Here is an 18,265-nt window from a genome sequence, read left to right on the forward strand (position 1 = left end):
GACGAGCTTGCGATGAAAGCCTATGTCTACGGCGCCGCCGGTGCCGCCATCACCGAGATCGACAAGCCGGCGCCGACAGGTCCGCAAGTCCTGATCCGGGTCCGCGCCTGCGGGCTCAACCGCGCCGACCTCGGCATGACCAAGGGCCACGCCCACGGCGCCGCGGGCGGCGTCGGCGCGGTGCTCGGGATGGAGTTCGCCGGCGAGATCGAAGCGCTCGGCGACGAGGCCTATGGCTGCAAGATCGGCGACCGGGTGATGGGCTCCACCGCCGGTGCGTTCGGCGAGTACACCCTCGCCGATCACGGCCGGCTGCTGCCGATCCCGGACGGCATGAGCTTCGAGGACGCCGCAACCCTGCCGGTCGCCCTGACCACGATGCACAACGCGGTGGTGGCGATCGGCAAGCTGCGCTCCGGACAGTCGGTGCTGGTGCAAGGCGCCAGCTCCGGCGTCGGGCTGATGGCAATGCAGATCGCCAAGCTCAAGGGTGCTCGGCTGGTGATCGGCTCGTCGACCGACAAGGGCCGGCGCGACAGGCTGCATCAGTTCGGCGCCGACATCGCGGTCGATTCCTCCGGCGACGGCTGGGTCGATCAGGTGCTCGCCGCCACCGGCGGCGCCGGCGTCGATCTCGTCATCGATCAGGTCTCCGGAAAGGTCGCCAACCAGAACCTCGCCGCAACCCGCGTGCTCGGCCGCATCGTCAATGTCGGACGGCTCGGCGGCACCCATGCGGATTTCAACTTCGATCTGCACGCCGCGCGCCGGATCGACTATGTCGGGGTCACCTTCCGCAGCCGCAGCGTCGACGAAATTCGCGAGATCTTCCGCCAGGTCCGCGGCGACATCTGGCCGGCGATCGAGTCGCGCAGCCTGAAGCTGCCGATCGACAAGGTGTTTCCTTTCGCCGAGATCGGCGCCGCGTTCGCCCACATGGAAGCCAACCGCCACCTCGGCAAGATCGTCGTGAAGCTCTGACGCCGACGACCGTCCCGGGGGACGTGGCCAGCAACTAAGAATAGTTCGCAGGTCGATATTCGCACCGCGAGCACCGGCCTGCCGACGCGGCTTTTCTGCGCCGCACCGGACTGCTACATCCCGCCCATGAACGACTTCGCCAGTGCCAAATCCCGCGTGGCTGCGATTTCCGTGGTGGCGAGCGCCTCCATGGCCGCGGCGAAATTCGCCATCGGCATCGCGATCGGCTCGCTGGCGCTGATCTCCGAAGCGCTGCACAGCTCGATCGACCTGGTCGCCACCATCATCACCTGGTTCGTGGTGCGGATCTCGGATCGCCCGGCCGACGATGCGCATCACTACGGCCACGGCAAGATCGAAAGCCTGTCGGCGCTCGGGGTCATCGCCCTGCTCTACGTGCTGGCCGGCGGCATTCTGGTCGAAGCCTACAGCCGGCTGAGCGAGGCTGCGCCGCCGCCGACGTTCTCGTATCTCGCCTTCGCCATTCTCGGCGTCGACATCGTCGTCAATCTGTGGCGGGCATGGGCGCTGCACCGGACTGCGGTGGCGACCAAGAGCCAGGCGCTCGCAGCCGACGCGCTGCATTTCGGCTCCGACGTGCTCAGCTCGTTCGCCGTGATCGCCGGCCTGACGCTGTCGGCGTTGGGCTTCGCCTGGGGCGACGCCGCAGCCGCGATCGGCGTCGCGGTGATCGTGTCGGTGCTCGGCCTGCGGCTCGGCCGTTCGACCATCCAGACCCTGCTCGACCGCGCGCCCGACGGCGTCTCGGAGAAAGCGCGCGACGTGATCACCGCCGTGCCCGGCGTGGTCGGCATCGAGCGGCTGCGCACCCGGATGGTCGGCCCGACGCATTTCATCGATGCGCTGGTCGAAGTGCCCCGCACCTATCCGATCGACCGCATCGACGAGATCAATCGCAAGGCCCAGGAATCGCTCACCGCCGAGTTCGGCGATGCCGACCTCACCTTCACGGCGATTCCGGTGGCGCGCGACAATGAAAGCGTGCGCGAGCGCATCATGGTGATCGCGCGCAATTCCGGCCTCGCCGTCCACCACGTCACGGTGCACGATCTCGGCCACAAGCTGATCGTCAGCATCGACCTCGAGGTCGACGGCGAGATGCCGCTGATCGAAGCCCACGACATCGCCCACCAGCTCGAGGATCACATCCGCGAGGACTTCGGCACCGACGTCGAGATCGACACCCACATCGAGCCGCTGGAGCCGGAGCTGCCGCACGGATCCGACGCCGTGCCGTCGCGCGTCGAGGAAATTCGCGTGGCGCTGCGCGGGCTCACCGGCGACGGAGCGATTCACGACGTCCACAGCGTCCGGGTGCGCGACACCGACGCCGGCGAGATCGTGAATTTCCACTGCTATGCCGATCCGTCGATGAGCGTCATCGCAGTGCACGAGCACGTCGACGAAGTCGAACGCAAGCTGCGGGCGAAGTTCCCGACGGTGAAACGCGTGATCAGTCACGCCGAACCGCCGAACGCAGACTGAGCCGATCGTCTTCGCGAACTATCTCGGCGACCCGTTCTCGTTTCGGACTCGATTCACGAAAAAATGTCGGCGCCATTCACCTTTGGATAAGAATTTTTCCGATCACCGGAATCGTTGACTCTCGACAGCCCGCTAAAAGTCGATTCAAATCTTAATCGTGATTCGAACGGCGCTCGCTGCTTCGAAAGAGTGCTGACGGATACTTGGTGGGGGCCACGTATGGCGCGCGTGCAGGCGGCGGACGCCTGCGCTCAATCCGATTCGATCAAAGGATTGGCGCAGTCGATCGCTAAACCCGCCTATCATCGGCTGCTCAACGCGGAGCCGGTGCTTCGGCGCGCGGTGCCCTTGCTGATCATCGCGTTTCTCGTCACCATCTTCTGTGGCGCGGCCGTCCAGATCATCGAGCAGAGCAAACAGAAGCGCGGCGCGATGAACCGCGATCTCGGCGCGCTCGCAGATCTGCTCGCCGAGCGTCTCGAACATATCGGCGTCGTCCGGCTCGATCGTCCGGCCTCGATCGAGCGGCTGCAGAATCTGTTGCCCGCGCTGATTCCGTCGTGGGGGATCGCCGCAGGACGCCACGTCATCGTCACCAGTGCCGATCAGCGAATCCTGGCGCGCGTCCCGATCGGCGGCGCTCCGGCCGTCGACAACCGGTTCTTCGAAGTGCTCGGCGCCGCGGCGCTGACCAAGGCCGGCCAGCAAGGCGGCATCGTCGAGATCGTTCTGCCGGGGGGCGCCTCCGCGCTGGCGACGATGCACGTGGTGAAATCGCTGCCCGGCCAGGTCGTGATCGTGCAGGAGGACACCGGCTCGGTGCTCCGATCCGACACCGCCCTGCAAGTCACGCTGTCGGCGACCACCGGCTTCGTCGTGCTGATTCTCGGTTTCGCGTTCCACTGGCAGTCGACCCGGGCTCGCGAAGGCGACCTGATCAACGACGCGGTGCGCAGCCGGATCGACACCGCGCTCAATCGCGGCCGCTGCGGTCTGTGGGACTGGGATCTCAGCCGCGGCCGGATCTTCTGGTCGCAGTCGATGTTCACGATCCTCGGCCTGGAAAGCCGCAACGACCTGCTGACCTTCGGCGAGGTCAACGCCCTGGTGAAAGGCGAAGACATCGACCTGTTCGAGATCGCCGACGAGCTGGTCGCGGGCCGTGTCGACCACATCGACCGCAGCTTCCAGATGCGTCACGCGCAAGGCCATTGGATCTGGCTGCGGATGCGCTGCGAGCTGAGTCAGGAGGCCGGGTCGGCCGACAAGCACCTGATCGGCATCGCGGTGGACATCACCGAACAGAAGAGCCTCGCCGAACGCTCGGTCGAGGCCGACCTGCGGCTGCGCGATGCGATCGAGACCATTCCCGAAGCGTTCGTGCTGTGGGACGCCGAAAACCGGCTGGTGCTGTGCAACTCGCACTTCCAGCGGCTGCACAAGCTGCCGGACTCCGCGGTCTCGCCCGGCACCTCCTACGAGACCATTCTCGAAGTCGGCCGGATGCCGCAGCTCCGCACCCGGCTGTGCGACAATGGCGGCGTCGCGCCCGGCGCCCGCACCTTCGAGGCGCAGCTCGACGACGGCAAATGGCTGCACATCAGCGAACGTCGCACCAAGGACGGCGGCTACGTCGCGGTCGGCACCGACATCACCAGGATCAAGGCGCACGAACAGAAACTGGTCGACAACGACCTGCGGCTGCGCGCCACCGTCGCCGATCTCAAGATCACGCAGACCAAACTGGAGAAGCAGGCGCACCAGCTCGCCGACCTCGCCCGCAAATACGGCGACGAGAAACGCCGCGCCGAGGAAGCCAATCAGACCAAGTCGAAATTCCTCGCCAATATGAGCCACGAGCTGCGCACGCCGCTCAATGCCATCATCGGCTTCTCGGAGATCATGGGCAGCGGCATGTTCGGCACGCTCGGCTCGGAGAAGTATCAGGAATACTGCCACGACATCATGACCAGCGGTCACTACCTGCTGGAGGTGATCAACGACATCCTCGACATGTCGAAGATCGAGGCCGGCCGGATGCGGCTCGAAATGGAGCCGCTCGACCTTTCCAAGACGATCGGAGAGTCGCTCAAGGTGGTCGCCGGCCGCGCCGAGCACAAGCATCTCGATCTGCGGGCCGAGGTCGGCGATCAGATTCCGATCGTCGCCGACCGCCGCGCCATCAAGCAGATTCTGATCAATCTGCTGTCGAACGCGGTGAAGTTCACGCCCGACGCCGGCCGCGTCACGGTGCGCAGCCGCATCGCCGGGGATTCGATCGTGCTGATGATCGCCGACACCGGAATCGGCATTCCGCCGCAGTCGCTGCGCCGCCTCGGCCAGCCGTTCGAGCAGGTCGAGAGCCAGCTCACCAAGAGCTATCACGGCTCCGGTCTCGGCCTCGCCATCGCCAAGTCGCTGGTCAATCTGCACGGCGGATCGATGCGCCTGCGCTCGACGCTCGGCGAAGGCACCGTGGTGATGGTGAGCCTGCCGCGGGCCTGCCGGCAACGCCAACTCGCCGCCTGATCTCTTCTCGCTCGCCACGTCTCTGCCCTTGCTCAGCAGGGAAAACGATCGCTTCCACTTCCCATGAGATTCCGGGTTCGCGCTGCGCGCGCCCCGGAATGACTCGCGGTGGGTCTGAGCTAATCAACCTGCTCGTCGTTCGGGGGCGCGAGCGCAAGCTCGCGAACCCGGAACCTCGACGTGTTCTGGCAAGAAAGCCCCGGTTCTGATCGCTCAGAACCGGGGCTTCGCTGTTACTGAACAGCTTCGCTTACCAATTGACGCGGGCGCCGGCCGAGACCTGGTGGCTGGTGGCGTTGCTGCGGAATTCGCCGCTGTAGGCCGCGAACATCCGGAACGTTTCGGTGCGCCAGCCGGACAGCTTGGCGCCGACCAGCGCCGCATCGCGGCCGGGCTGCGCCGCATCGATCAGGAACGCGTTGTCGAGCAGCGCCGCCTCGCTGACCAGCGTGGCGTCGCGCAGATCGTGACCCCAGCCGACCTTCAGCTCCGGCACCAGCGTGGTGCCGTCGGTGGTGTGCAGCCGCCCGCTCACCGCGGCGCCGACCGTGGAGGTCAGCTTGTCGTAGGTCCGCGCCGCATAGACCAGGCCGATCGGAAGCTGGCTTTCGCTGTAGGCGTCGCGGCGGAAGCCCTGCCAGTTGACGCCGACGAACGGCTTCAGCGTCACGTCGCGCCCCATCGCGAACCGGTAGCCCGCTTCCAGCGTGGTGCCGACGCCGACGCCGTCGGCGTTGCCCTGCAGGCTGGTCGGCGACAGCAGGATCTGCCGGCTGGTCGCCATCTGGCTCGGACCGGCCGCGATCCGGAAGTCGACCACCGCGGCACCCGGCGTCCAGCTCGCATAGGCGGCGCCGGCGTAAGTATCGACGGTGCCCTGCATGTCGGTGCTGGTCGCCGTGGTGCGGACGTAGCCGAACGCGCCGCCGGCCGTCAGGCTGTTGGAGAACCGGCGATCGACGCCGACTGCGAAGCCGGCGCTGACCGCCTTCGAGCCCGACAGACCACCACTGTCGCCGACCCGGCTGTCACGGCCGAAGCCCTGCCCCCAAACCGACCAGCCGTCCTGCACCCGCTCGGCCGGCGAGATGCCGGCGAACGCGTTCATTGCCGAACTGGTGCCGGCGCTCATGGTGTTGCGGCCCGCATAAGACAGCGCGAACGATTGCGCGGTGCCGTTCTGGCCGAGTTCGCTGCCCGAGGACAGCATGTCCTGACGGTCGCCGATCGCGCCGAGGAAGCCGGTGAACGCCTGCAGCGGCGCGGACGCCATCGCCGGCTGGCCGGGGCCGGCGAGCTGACCGATCGCCTTGTCGAACTGCGCCTCGGTGTCGAGCTTGTACAGCGCGTCGTACAGCGCCTTCTTGTTGGCGGCCGGCATCTCGCCCGCACCCGCGCGTTCCTTGTCGAGGATGCGCGCGATCGACTGCGACGTCGGCGCCAGCTTGTCGGCTTCGGCGAGCTGACTGAAGCTGGACGGCGTCACCACCAGGGTGATCGAGGTCGGATTGTAGATCAGGTCGAAACGTCCGTTGGCCGGCAGGCCGGAGGTCGGCTGCACCAGCGTCGAAAAGCTGCCCGCGGTGCTGGCGCCGTCGGTCGCCTGCACGAAAGCGAAATCGGTGCCGATCGCCGGCGTGTAGTCGCTGACGGTGCCGACGCTGCCGCGCAGCACCGGAGTGAGCGTGCCGGCCGCATAGAACACGTTGCCGGCGCCGGTGACGTAGATCTTGTCGTAGGTGCCGGGGCCACCGGGAACGATCAGCGAGCCGTCGATGTCGATCCGCGTCGTGGCGGTCGAGGTCAGCGTCACGTTGCCGTTGAAGGTCAGCGTGCCGACAGAGTTGCCGTCCAGCACCGTACCGGACGGCACCGCGTTGTTGCTGACGAGGTCTTCGATATTGGCCATCTTGCCGGGCGACAGCGTGCCGGCGATCACGGTGTTGCCGGCCACGGTACCGAAGCCGGCCAGCGTCGCCGGCTGCGCGACCTCGAGCCGGCTGCCCGCCGTCATCGTCAGCGTGCCGTCGACCGCGAGCGTGCCGAGCTGCGCGAACACGTTGCCGCCGGCGTCGGTGCGGCCGGAGATCGTCAGAATGCCGGTGCCGATCTTGGAGAAATCGCCCTGGGTGGTGAGCAGCCGGCTCCAATAGGTGGTCTGGTCGGCAGCGACCGAAACGGCGGAGTTCGCAGCCAGCGTGGTCGGGCCGTCGGTGGCGCGGTCGAGCCGGATCAGGCCGTAGCCGAACACGGCGTCGACGCCGGCGGCACCGAGATCCTCGGCGGTCGAGAACAGCAGGCGCGACAGATCCTGGGCGTTGTAGCTCGGATTGGCCTGGATCAGCACCGCGATCGCGCCCGACACCGTCGGGGCCGCCATCGAGGTGCCTTGCGCGAACCCGTAGGTGTTCACCGGAACGGTCGAATACACCAGCGCGCCCGTTGCATCGTCGCCGCCGGGCGCGGCGACGCACCAGCTCGCGGTCACGCCGCAGAGATTCGAATAGGACGCCGCCGCCTTGGTGATGCCGACAGACATCACCGAGATGATCTGCCCCTGCTGATGTTGCAGCGCAGTTCCGTCGAGCTGCTGTCCCTGATCGTCGTAAACGCCGAGCGCGGCATGCGCCGGATTGAAGAACGGCATCAGCGCAATGCCGTTGGCGTTGCGGGCGGCGACCGGATTGTCGATCCGGTCGTTGCCGGCCGCGGCGACGATGATCTTGCCGGCTTTCAGAACATTGAACGCGGCATTGGCTTCGTCGTCGATGTTTCCGACGGTCCATTGCTGCAGATTGGTCAGACCGTCGGAGTTCGGGCCGTAGCTGGCGTTGTACACCATCGTCCCGCTCAGGCCGGCGAAGTAATTCAGCGCCAGCGCGGACGCATCGACGTCCCCGTAAGTCGTGTAGCCCTTCTCGGTGATCGCGCGCAGCGGAATGATGCTGGCATCGTAGGCGACGCCGTGCGCATCGACGTTGTCGAACTTCTCGGCAGCGATAATGCCGGCGACGTGCGAGCCGTGGATGTCGGTCTTCTTCGCACTCTCCGGCGACAGGTCGTTCGGATCGAACGCCTCGCCGATCTCGACGACGTAGTTCTTGCCGAGATCGGTCCTGAGCTTGTTGACGAGGCCCGCATTGGTGGTGTCGAATCCGGTATCGGCGACCGTAACGGTGACGCCGGCACCGGTGAATCCGCGATTGTAGGCGCCCTGCGCGCCGATCAGGTCGAGGTTCCAGGTCTGCTCGAGCTGGGACGGCATCGGGCTCGGCAGGTTCGGCGAATTGTTGGTCGCCATCGCGACGTTCTGATACGACGACGCGCTCAGTCCGGAGGCCGAGGCGGTGCGGGTCGCCAGCACCTGCGCGGCGTTCGGGGCCAGGACCATGCGTTGGCCGGAGGTCAGCACACCGAGATCGGCCGCCGTGGTGACATCGCGGAGCGCCATCGGCGCCAATGTGGAGACGTGGCGCACTACCGCGTCGCGCAGCCCGGGATCGCGATAGGTACTGTCGTAAGCCTGCGCGATCAGCGCGCGCTCGCCCTGCCGCAATGCCTCGGCGAATCTGGATTTGATCTCGCCCGGCAGCGCGGATCTGGCGGTCGATCTCGGCTTGGCAGCGGGCTCCGCCGCATACAGCGCGGCCGAACCCGGCGCGCTCACCAGAAACGTCGTACACAACAGCAGCGACGACAAACGACGATAACGCCCCACGGTGCTCACGGACTTCCCTTCCTGCCTGGCATGCGCCTCAGCCGCGCATGCGCCGTCTTCTGTTGATCTTCTGTCGGTGCTCCGGCCGCCGAACTGACGAACAGCCGCCCCGATGTTCGCGTAGTTCTAAATCGATGCTCGTGCGTCGCGACAGAGCACGGCGCCGCGTTTCAGGTTAGCCGCGGCGGTTTCCTTTGACTTTGCGTCTCAAAACCGAACCTGGAGGCAGCGCCAGCCGACAAATCGTGGCGGCGCCGGCACACGCGGCGCGCGCAATAAACAGTCTCCGCATGGTGTGGCTGGCAGGCACGGACGAATCGTCTTTCCCGGGAAAAACCGCTAGGCTAAAGGTACTTGGCCACGGCCGTAGAACAATACCGATGACCCGATCGAGCCGGCTTCAAGATCAATCGACCTGATGGCGTCCCTTCCCCGCCTCTATTACGTGACCTCCGGCCTGGACGAGGCCAACGCGTTCGCGACCTGGAGCGTGGTGATCTCGCCGCTGTTCGAGCCGCGGCGCTGCGGCCCGAGCAAGAAGACGCCGACCGGCTCGGCTTACGGCATCATCATCGGCGACCTGGTGGTCGCCAAGGTGGCGTTCAACGCCCAGGACTTCGTCCGCGACGCCCAGCGCATCGCCCTGACGCCGGACCACCTGCTGCTGCACCTCTACGTCTCCGGCGGCTTCAACGGCGAGGTGACGCGGCAGCAGACCGTGATCGGCCCCGGCAAGGTCGCGGTGATCGATCTCGCCTGCCCGATCTCCACTCGCGCCTTCGCATCGAACACGATCTGCCTGATCGTGCCGCGCAAGCTGCTCGTCGGCGTGCCGCTGCATGCGCTCAAGCCGAAGCTCGATCCGCTCCGCAACGACCTCTTGGCCGCCTATATCCGCTCGCTGCAGGAGCGCAGTGCCCAGCTCACCGAGGCCGATGTGGCGACCACGGTGGCCGAGACCGCCGATTTCCTGCGCCGGCTGCTGGCGCCGACCGCCGAGGCCGACCTCGCCCCGCAGCGCAGCGCCGACGAGACCATTCTGGCGCTCACCGAAGCGCTGATCCGCGACAACCTCGCGCTGCCCGATCTGTCGCCCGACTGGCTGGCGCAGCAGCTCGACGTCTCGCGCGCCTCTCTGTATCGGCTGTTCGCCGATCGCGGCGGGGTGATGCGCTACGTTCAGGAACGCCGGCTGCTCGCGGTGCAGGCGACGCTCGCCGATCCGCTGGAGACGCGGCGGCTGTCCCGCCTGGCGTCCGATCTCGGGTTCAAGAGCGAGGCGCATTTCAGCCGCTCGTTCCGGGCCCGGTTCGGTGTCACCGCCAGCGCCTACCGTAAGGCACAGCTCGACGCCTCGTTGGCGATCCAGCTCACCAGCCCCGCGGTGGTGCAGCAATGGTGGACCGCGGTGGCGCGAGATCCGCTGCGGCAGGCCGGTTGAGCTAGCCGAAAATCCGGGTTGTCCGCGTTCGAAGCCGCCGTGTAAGAGCGAGGCACCCCTTGACGCGAGGAGCCCGGCCTTTGGACTTCAGTGCCGCCTTCCACCAGACCTCGGTCTGGATGTTTCGACTGGCGATCGTCGGTGCTGCGATCGGGATCGGTTACATCGTCATGACCAGACAGGACGTCATGACCAGACAGGACGATGCGCCGACGACGCCGCGCGGCTCGATTGCGCTGCCGGCCGACGACTGCGTCACCGGCTGTCAGCCGATCGGCTACACCGAGAGCGGCAAGCTGGTGTATTCGATGGATTGCGAACAGGTGCCGGCGGCCGGCGCCGCGAAGAGTAATCGCGCCGGATCGTCGCAACTCATCGATTGAAAAAATCTGTGGCGCGCGAGACGCTACCCTAAGCGCCCTCGCCGCCGATCAGGCGGTCGAAGATCGCGCGGACCTCCGCCTGGGTCTCCTTGACGCGCGCCTCCAGCGACGAGAAGTCCGGAGCGTCGCCGGCGCGCACCAGCACCCGCAACAGATCGTCGCCGGCGGTGTCGGGCTTGAACGTCTCGCTGACGCACAGCCGCAGGATCTGCGTCAGATCCTGATACAGCCGGGCCGCGGGCCGCAACACTTCGGCATCGGACTGCGCGAGGAAGCCGAGCCGGGTCGCGTTGTCGAGCGCGGCGAGGGTGTTGGCGTGGAGAATGTCCGGCGCTTGGTGCGCGTGCACGAGCTGCAGATACTGCGCGATGAAATCGATATCGACCATGCCGCCGGCGGCATATTTCAGATCCCAGACGTCGTCCTCGCCCTTTTCCTGCGCGATCGCGCGGCGCATCTCGGCGACGTCGTTGGCGATGATCGCAGCATCGCGCGGGCGGGTCAGTACCGCACGGATCACCTGCTCGATCCTGCGGCGGAACTCCGGCGAGGCCGAGATCACCCGCGCCCGCGTCAGCGCCAGATGCTCCCAGGTCCAGGCCTCCTGTTCCTGATAGGCCGCGAACGCATCGAGCCGCGACGCCACCGGGCCGGCACGGCCCGACGGCCGCAGCCGCATGTCGACGTCGTACAAGACGCCGTAATTGGTCCGCGTCGTGAACGCCGAGATCAGCCGCTGAGTAAATCGCGCGAAGTACTGCGCACCGTGCAGCGAGCGTTCGCCGTCGCTGTCCGGCGCATCGTCGTCGAAATCGTAGATCAGGATCAGGTCGAGATCGGACGACGCCGTCATCTCGCGGCTGCCGAGCTTGCCCATCGCCAGGATCGCGGTCTGCTGATCCTTGACCCTGCCATAGGTCGAGGCGAACTGCTCGCTGACGAGGCCGTGCACCGTGCCGACGATGCCTTCGGCGACGTCGGCGAACGCCACAGCCGCCTGCTGGGTCGGAACCGTGCCGGACAAGATCCGCGTACCGATCAGGAACAGGCTCTCCTGCCCGAACAACCGCAGCCGATCGAGAAACTCCTCGTACGAGCCCGCATCCGCCAGCGTCACGGCAAGACGCGCCGACAGCTCGGCCTGATCCGGCATCGCGCCGAAGAACCGCGGATCGATCAGCCCGTCCATGATCTGCGGCTGCCGCGCCAGCATGTCGCCGAGCCGCGGCGCGGCGCCGAGCACCAGCGCCACCAGCGTCAGCAGGTCGCGGTTCTGACTGAGCAGCGAGATCAGCCGGCCGCCGCGGTGCAGCGCCTGCAGCAGCCGGTCGAACGCGTTGATGGCGTCGTCGGGCTGTTCGGCACGCGCCAGCTCTTCGATCAGCGCCGGCACGAATTCACGGAACGCGCGCTGCGTGGTCTCGACCTTGAGTACGCGGTAGCCGCCGGTCATCCATTGCTGCAGCGTGGTCGCCACCATCAGCGGCTTCTTGTAGCCGAGGGTGCGAAGATGATCGAGCAGCCGGGCGTCTTCCGGCCCGGCGGCGTAGTCGACCGGCGGCAGTTTGGCGGTGCCGGTCGGATCGCCCTCGAACAGCTTGCCGTAATGGCCCTGCACCTGTTCGAGATAGCCGAGCAGATCGTGCGCGAACGCTTCGCGGCTGTTGTAGCCGAGAAACCGCGAGAACCGCTCGATCGCCTCGACGCTGTCGGGCAGCGCGTGGGTCTGCTCGTCGGCGATCATCTGCACGCGGTGCTCGACCTTGCGCAGGAACAAATACGCCTCGCTCAGTTCGTCGCGCGCCTGCCAGGTGATCCAGTTGCGCGCCGCCAGAATCTCCAGCGCCTCCAGCGTCGGCCGGACGCGTAGTTCGGGATGGCGGCCGCCGGCGATCAGTTGCTGGGTCTGGGCGAAGAACTCGATCTCGCGGATGCCGCCGCGGCCGACCTTGACGTTGTGGCCCTCGACCGCGATCTCGGTCTGGCCGCGATAGGTCTGCATCTGCCGCTTCATGTCGTGCACGTCGGCGAGCGCGGCGAAGTCGAGATGCTTGCGCCAGACGAACGGCGCGATCTCCGACAGCAGCGCCTCGCCGGCGACGAGATCGCCGGCGCACGGCCGCGCCTTGATCATCGCGGCGCGTTCCCAGGTGCGGCCCTCGCGCTCGTAGTAATCCAGCGCCGACGCGATCGACAGCGCCACCGGCGTCGAGGCCGGATCGGGGCGCAGCCGCAGGTCGACGCGGAACACGTAGCCGTCGCCGCGGCGCTGCTGCAGGATGCGGCTCAGTCCCTGGGTGACGCGCACGAAGAACGGCTGCGGCTCGATATCGGGCGCGAGCGTCGGCGCCTCGAGCTCGTAGAACACGATCAGGTCGATATCGCTGGAGTAATTCAGCTCGCCGGCGCCCATCTTGCCCATCGCCAGCACGACCAGGCCCGAGCCCTGCTCCGGGCAGTCGGGATTGGGCGGCACGATCCGGCCGCGGCCGGCTTCCTGGCGCAGCAGGAAGCGCAGCGCCATCTGCACCGAGCGGCCGGCCAGATCGGTGAGCGCCTGCGTCACCTGCATCACCGGCCAGATCCCGCCGATGTCGCACAGCGCGATCAGCAGCGCCGCCTCGGCCTTCATCCGGCGCAGCGCCGCCATCACCTCGTCTTCGGCGGACGCCGCGGCGACGAACATCTCGGCATCTTCGAGGAGTTTCGCGAGACTCTGTTCCGGAGCGCCCCGCAGCACGCGCAGCAGCCGGAGCGGATCGCCCCGGACCAGATCGAACAGATACGGCGAGGCTTCGGCGATCGACAGCAGCGCGGTCTTCACCGCGGGAAAAGCGTCGCCGAGCGCCGCGATCGCGTCGGCCTGTTCGGGCGCCAGATCGCCGAGCCAGCCGGCCAGCCGCTCAGCCGCCAGTACGGGGTCGTACAGGCGCGGTCCCGCGCCGAAGCGCGCGACCAAAGCGGTTTTGTCGATGTCCGCGTCGATCGCGGAAGCTGTCATGCCGGGGCCGGTTCGAGAGTCGTTGCGGAGGCCAGTCCTTCGCCCGTGCGCGCAGGAATTGCAAGCGTGGCGCGCAAACCGGGCTCCGCGTCGGCGAGTCGCAGCTCGCCGCCGTGCAGCCGCGCCACCGCCGAGGCGAGGCTGAGGCCGAGCCCGGAGCCCGGCAGCGTGCGGCTGGCCTCGAGCCGGACGAAGCGCTCGATCGCGTGCTTGCGGTCGGCTTCCGGAATGCCGATGCCGTGGTCGGTGACGCTGAGCAGCACCTGATCGCCGTCGCGCCGCGCCTCGATCCACAGCTCGGCGGCGATGACCGGAGCGGCGTCGTCCGCCGGCTCCGGCTTGCCGTATTTGATCGCGTTCTCGACCAGATTGGCGAGCGCCTGACTGATCAATTCGCGATTGCCGCGCACCGGGCACGGCGACGCCTCCACCTTCAGGATCAGGTCGTCGTCTTCCGCCAGCGGCTCGTACAATTCGTGGATGTCGCGCGCGATCTCGGCGGCGTCGAAATCCGTCATGTCGCCGCTGGCGTAGCCGGCTTCGGCGCGGGCGATCATCAACAGCGCGTTGAAGGTGCGGATCAGGCCGTCGGATTCCTCGATGGTGCGTTCCAGCGCCGCGCGATAGTCGGACTCGCCGGAGGCGCGCGCCAGCGCCTCCTCGGCGCGGTTGCGCAGCCGCGTCAGCGGTGTCTTCAGATCGTGCGCGATGTTGTCGGAGACCTCCTTCATCCCCGACATCAGCGCTTCGATCCGCTCCAGCATCGCATTGAGATTTTCCGCCAGACGATCGAGCTCGTCGCCGCTGCGCCCGACCGGCAGCCGGCCCGACAGATCGCCGGCCATGATCCTTTGCGTCGTGCCGGTCATCGCGTCGATCCTGCGCAGCACGCGGCGCGCCGCGAACACGCCGCCGCCGAGGCCGAGCACGACGACGATCAGCACCGACCATTGTGCCGCCGAGCGCACCACCTTGTTCAGCCGGCGCCGCTCTTCGAGATCGCGGCCGACCAGCAGGCGAAACCCGCTCGACAATTCGGTGACGCGCACCAATGCGCGGTGATCGGAGCGTTCCTGATCGTCGAGCCGCCGATAGAACGTCTCGCTCCAGCCGAGCTTGCTCATCACCCCCGGCGCCAGCGCGCCGACATTGCCGGCGACCGCCTGCCCGGCCGGCGTGGTGACGAGATAGAGATTGGCGCCCGGCCGCAGCGCGCGGTTCTCCAGCGTGAACACCACGCCGCGCAACCCGCGCCGGCCGTAGATGTCCTCGATCTCCGCGGTCTCCGCTTCCACCGTGGTGGTGATCTGGTCGGTGATCAGCTTGCGCGTGGTCCAGGCGAAGTACGCCACCAGCGAGGCTGCGAACAGGCCGAACAGAAACAGATAGACCAGCGTCAGGCGGAACGCCGTGGTTCGGATCAGTTTACCGAAAGCGGTCACGGATCACGTCCAGGCGGCGATACTCTCGAAGGGTTTTCATGCGTGCAAATTAGACATTTCGGCCCTGAATCCAAAGTGACAAATCGTTCAAGTAGCGAGAGCCGAACTGCGCCTGCACCATTGCTTGTATACCTGACGGTGATCACAGGCCCGGACACGAAAAAAGCCGAGGCGCCGCCCGGGTGGGACGACGCCTCGGCAAGTGATAGCCGGACATGGCACCGCATCCGCCGCCGCAAGCGGCGGCACAGCGTCGCTTTACGAGGCCCGCACGGTGCGGAGGAAGCGGCTCACTTCATCTTCGAGCCGGCCGCTTTCCTGCGACAGCGACTGCGCCGACGACAGCAGCTGCGACGACGACGATCCGGTTTCGACCGCGCCGCGCTTGACGTCCAGAATGGTGGCGGAGACGCGCTCGGTGCCATGCGCGGTCTGCTGGATGTTGCGCGAGATTTCCTGGGTCGCCGCGCCCTGCTCCTCGACCGCGGAGGCGATGTGCGCGGAAATCTCCGACAGCTTCTCGATCGTGCCGCTGATCTCGCTGATCGCGCCGACCGACTCCTGGGTCGCCGACTGGATGCGGCTGATCTGCTGGCCGATCTCGCCGGTGGCCTTCGCGGTCTGCTCGGCGAGCGCCTTCACTTCGGCGGCCACCACCGAGAAGCCGCGGCCGGCCTCGCCGGCGCGTGCGGCCTCGATGGTCGCATTCAGCGCCAGAAGATTGGTCTGCCCGGCGATGGTGTTGATCAGTTCGACGACGTCGCCGATCCGCGTCGCAGCCTTCGACAGTTCGCTGACACGATCGGTGGTGTTGCGCGCCTGTCCGACCGCCTCGCCGGCGATCCTGGCGGATTCCTGGACCTGCTGGCTGATCTCGCGGATCGACGACGACAACTGATCGGTCGCGGTGGCGACCGACTGCACGTTGCTGGTCGCTTCTTCGGAGGCCGCCGCGACGTTGCTGGCGAGATTCTGCGAAGTGTCCGCGGTGGTCGCGAGCTGGCGCGCCGAGCTTTCGAGGTCGGCGGAGGCCGACGACACCGTCCGGACGATCTTGCCGATCGCGCTCTCGAAATCGCTGGCGAGCTGATGGATCGAGTCGCGCTTCTGGGTTTCGGCCTTCACCAGATCGTCGATGTCGACCAGCGAACCGCAGGCGCGCCGCGGCTTGCGGTTGTCGTCGAGCACCACGCCGCCGGTCGCCCGGAACCAGCGATAGCTGCCGTCCTTGACCTTGAGGCGATATTTGACGTCGTAGCCGATGCCGGTCTGGCAGGTCTGGGTGAACGCCGCGAAGGTCGGCGCGACGTCGTCGGGATGCAGGCGATCCGACCAGGATTGCACGGCGTTGGGAAACTCGGCTTCAGAAGTGAAGCCGCACAGCCGGCGGAATTCCGACGACCAGGTCCAGCGCGCCTTGGGATGCATCGCATCGCCTTCGTACAGGATCGCGTCCCACAGCCCGATGCCGCAGTGCAGCGACAGGGTGTCGAGCCATTCGGCCTTCTGAATCAGCTCCTGCCTCTTCTGGCGTCCCATAAACATTCGGCGTTCATCCCCAATGAGTCGTGTTTGGGAAACGCTCGCATATGAAAGTTAAGAAACGATGCGGATGCCCCATCTAGATACCTTGACGGCAAGATGGGGCCGGCGCGAGAAGGTCAGCGCAGTCCGTCGCGGATCATGTAGCCGGCGCCGCGGATGGTGTGCAGCAGCGGGCGGTCGAAGCCCTTGTCGATCTTGCCGCGCAGCCGCGAGATGTGGACGTCGATGACGTTGGTCTGCGGGTCGAAGTGATAGTCCCAGACGTTCTCCAGCAGCATGGTGCGGGTCACCACCTGGCCGGCGTGCTTCATCAGGTATTCGAGCAGCCGGAATTCACGCGGCTGCAACGTCAGCTCTTCGCCGCCGCGGGTGACGCGGTGCGACAGCCGGTCGAGTTCGAGGTCGCCGACCCGGTAGCTGGTTTCCTCCGCCGGGCCGCCGTGGCGCCGCGACAGCACCTCGACGCGCGCCAGCAGTTCGGCGAAGGCGTAGGGCTTCGGCAGATAGTCGTCACCGCCGGCGCGCAGGCCCTTGATGCGGTCGTCGACCTGACCGAGCGCGGACAGGATCAGCACCGGCGTGCGATTGCCCTTGTCGCGCAGGCTGCCGATCACCGACAGACCGTCGCGCTTCGGCAGCATCCGGTCGACCACCAGCACGTCATAATCGCCGCTCTCCGCCAGCGCCAGCCCCTCTTCGCCGTCACCGGCGAGATCGGCAATGTGGCCGACCTCGCGAAACGCCTTGACCAGGTAATCGGCGGATTCGCGGTCGTCCTCGATGATCAACAGACGCATATTGCTGTCGGATTTCTTCAAACTCTGCGGGCTCTGCTGCAACATGACGCGGCTTCAGCCTCCTTGCAAGGCGGCACGATCGCGCCCCGGATTGGGGGGACGGGCGATGGAGCTGGGGGACTCCACCGCCCGCCTGAACCTTCCGACGGAGGGGGGCTGAACTCCTTCCGGAAGGTGTAAAGACGGGGACGAGCGGGTTACGACCCGTCCCCGGGACAGCGCCGTCGGCTGGGGGGCGACGATTGCCGGCGACACTCTCCAAGCTGTCAGCGCGGGCGATCAGCCCTTGGCGATCGGGAGGGCGACGAAGCGCGAAGCGCCGCCGCTGCGTACCCGGACCAGCACGCTGTTCTTGTTTTCGGTCTTCGCCGTGGCGAGCACGTCGCGGACGTCCGCCGGGCTCGACACGTTCTTGCCGGCGACCTCAAGGATCACGTCGCCTTCCTTGAAGCCGCGGTCGGCGGCGGCGCCCTTCGGATCGACATCGGTGACCACCACACCATCCTTACCGGCACCGGCGACCGAACTGGCCGGCGCCAGCGTCAGGCCGAGCTTCGGCAGATCGAGGCCCTGGCTCGACCGGCCGCGATCACCGCGGTCGGTGGCGCTGGCTTCGATCTTGTTCGGCAATTCGCCGAGCGTCAGCGTCAGCTCGCGCTCCTTGCCCTTGTGAACCACGGTCAGCTTGACCGAGTGGCCGGGGGCGAAGCCGCCGATGGTGCGCGCCAGTTCGCGGGCGTCCTTCACCGAGGTGCCGTCGACCGCGATGATCACGTCGCCGGATTCGATGCCCGCTTTGGCGGCGGGGCCGTTCGACTGCGGCTCGGCGACAAGCGCACCTTCCGCCTTCTTCAGGCCGAGGCTGTCGGCAATCTCCGGGGTCACCGGCTGCACCTGCACGCCGATCCAGCCGCGACTGACC

Annotated in this window: 11 protein-coding genes; 5 read left to right on the forward strand and 6 right to left on the reverse strand. The window is 67.0% G+C overall.

The genetic code is table 11. From position 1 onward, the window contains the following. Positions 1-12 precede the first annotated feature (12 nt). The 3 genes from DU475_RS01115 (at position 13) to DU475_RS01125 (ending at position 5,016) form a co-directional block, all read left to right on the forward strand. On the forward strand, positions 13-981 hold the full coding sequence (locus DU475_RS01115) for a zinc-binding dehydrogenase (RefSeq protein WP_164630193.1): 969 nt from the start codon (positions 13-15) through the stop codon (positions 979-981). A 126-nt stretch (positions 982-1,107) separates the two neighbouring features. Next, positions 1,108-2,487: a cation-efflux pump gene (locus DU475_RS01120; protein ID WP_013503247.1), complete on the forward strand. Its 1,380-nt coding sequence runs from the start codon at positions 1,108-1,110 to the stop codon at positions 2,485-2,487. A 219-nt stretch (positions 2,488-2,706) separates the two neighbouring features. Then, complete coding sequence (locus DU475_RS01125; protein ID WP_013503248.1) at positions 2,707-5,016, forward strand: PAS domain-containing sensor histidine kinase; 2,310 nt, start codon at positions 2,707-2,709, stop codon at positions 5,014-5,016. Positions 5,017-5,266: 250 nt separating this feature from the next. Here the strand turns inward: DU475_RS01125 and DU475_RS01130 are convergent, their stop codons facing one another. Beyond that, positions 5,267-8,743, reverse strand: a complete 3,477-nt coding sequence (locus DU475_RS01130; protein ID WP_142882359.1) for an autotransporter domain-containing protein — start codon at positions 8,741-8,743, stop codon at positions 5,267-5,269. 409 nt (positions 8,744-9,152) lie between these two features. Between DU475_RS01130 and DU475_RS01135 the strand changes: the two genes are divergently transcribed. Together DU475_RS01135 and DU475_RS01140 are read left to right on the forward strand one after the other, a co-directional pair. Continuing rightward, positions 9,153-10,175 (forward strand): helix-turn-helix domain-containing protein, encoded by a 1,023-nt coding sequence (locus DU475_RS01135; RefSeq protein WP_047307672.1) that lies wholly within the window; start codon positions 9,153-9,155, stop codon positions 10,173-10,175. Positions 10,176-10,255: 80 nt separating this feature from the next. After that, positions 10,256-10,558: a hypothetical protein gene (locus DU475_RS01140; protein WP_047307671.1), complete on the forward strand. Its 303-nt coding sequence runs from the start codon at positions 10,256-10,258 to the stop codon at positions 10,556-10,558. A 28-nt stretch (positions 10,559-10,586) separates the two neighbouring features. Here DU475_RS01140 and DU475_RS01145 read toward each other — a convergent pair whose 3' ends face one another. From DU475_RS01145 to DU475_RS01165, 5 genes are all read right to left on the reverse strand, one after another. Next, a complete protein-coding gene (locus tag DU475_RS01145; RefSeq protein WP_164630195.1) occupies positions 10,587-13,559 on the reverse strand; it encodes a bifunctional [glutamine synthetase] adenylyltransferase/[glutamine synthetase]-adenylyl-L-tyrosine phosphorylase in 2,973 nt (990 codons plus the stop codon). Further along, positions 13,556-15,001, reverse strand: a complete 1,446-nt coding sequence (locus DU475_RS01150; RefSeq protein ID WP_164630197.1) for a sensor histidine kinase — start codon at positions 14,999-15,001, stop codon at positions 13,556-13,558. The genes DU475_RS01145 and DU475_RS01150 overlap by 4 nt, the downstream gene beginning before the upstream one ends. Before the next feature lie 258 nt (positions 15,002-15,259). Then, on the reverse strand, positions 15,260-16,546 hold the full coding sequence (locus DU475_RS01155; protein ID WP_013503254.1) for a methyl-accepting chemotaxis protein: 1,287 nt from the start codon (positions 16,544-16,546) through the stop codon (positions 15,260-15,262). A gap of 116 nt (positions 16,547-16,662) precedes the next feature. Then, the gene (locus DU475_RS01160; RefSeq protein ID WP_041807979.1) at positions 16,663-17,343 is read right to left on the reverse strand and encodes a response regulator transcription factor; all 681 of its coding nucleotides are present in this window, start codon (positions 17,341-17,343) and stop codon (positions 16,663-16,665) included. 279 nt (positions 17,344-17,622) lie between these two features. Further along, positions 17,623-18,265, reverse strand: a 643-nt coding sequence (locus DU475_RS01165; RefSeq protein ID WP_164630199.1) for a PDZ domain-containing protein, incomplete at its 5' end; no start/stop codon positions are given.

The organism is Rhodopseudomonas sp. WA056 (genome assembly GCF_010906995.1).
Taxonomy (GTDB): domain Bacteria; phylum Pseudomonadota; class Alphaproteobacteria; order Rhizobiales; family Xanthobacteraceae; genus Rhodopseudomonas; species Rhodopseudomonas palustris_G.

Coding starts and splice junctions, on each gene's coding strand:
- DU475_RS01115 (WP_164630193.1), top strand. CDS start 13: ATGAAAGCCTATGTCTACGGCGCCGCCGGTGCCGCCATCACCGAGATC.
- DU475_RS01120 (WP_013503247.1), top strand. CDS start 1,108: ATGAACGACTTCGCCAGTGCCAAATCCCGCGTGGCTGCGATTTCCGTG.
- DU475_RS01125 (WP_013503248.1), top strand. CDS start 2,707: ATGGCGCGCGTGCAGGCGGCGGACGCCTGCGCTCAATCCGATTCGATC.
- DU475_RS01135 (WP_047307672.1), top strand. CDS start 9,153: ATGGCGTCCCTTCCCCGCCTCTATTACGTGACCTCCGGCCTGGACGAG.
- DU475_RS01145 (WP_164630195.1), bottom strand. CDS start 13,559: ATGACAGCTTCCGCGATCGACGCGGACATCGACAAAACCGCTTTGGTC.
- DU475_RS01155 (WP_013503254.1), bottom strand. CDS start 16,546: ATGTTTATGGGACGCCAGAAGAGGCAGGAGCTGATTCAGAAGGCCGAA.
- DU475_RS01160 (WP_041807979.1), bottom strand. CDS start 17,343: ATGCGTCTGTTGATCATCGAGGACGACCGCGAATCCGCCGATTACCTG.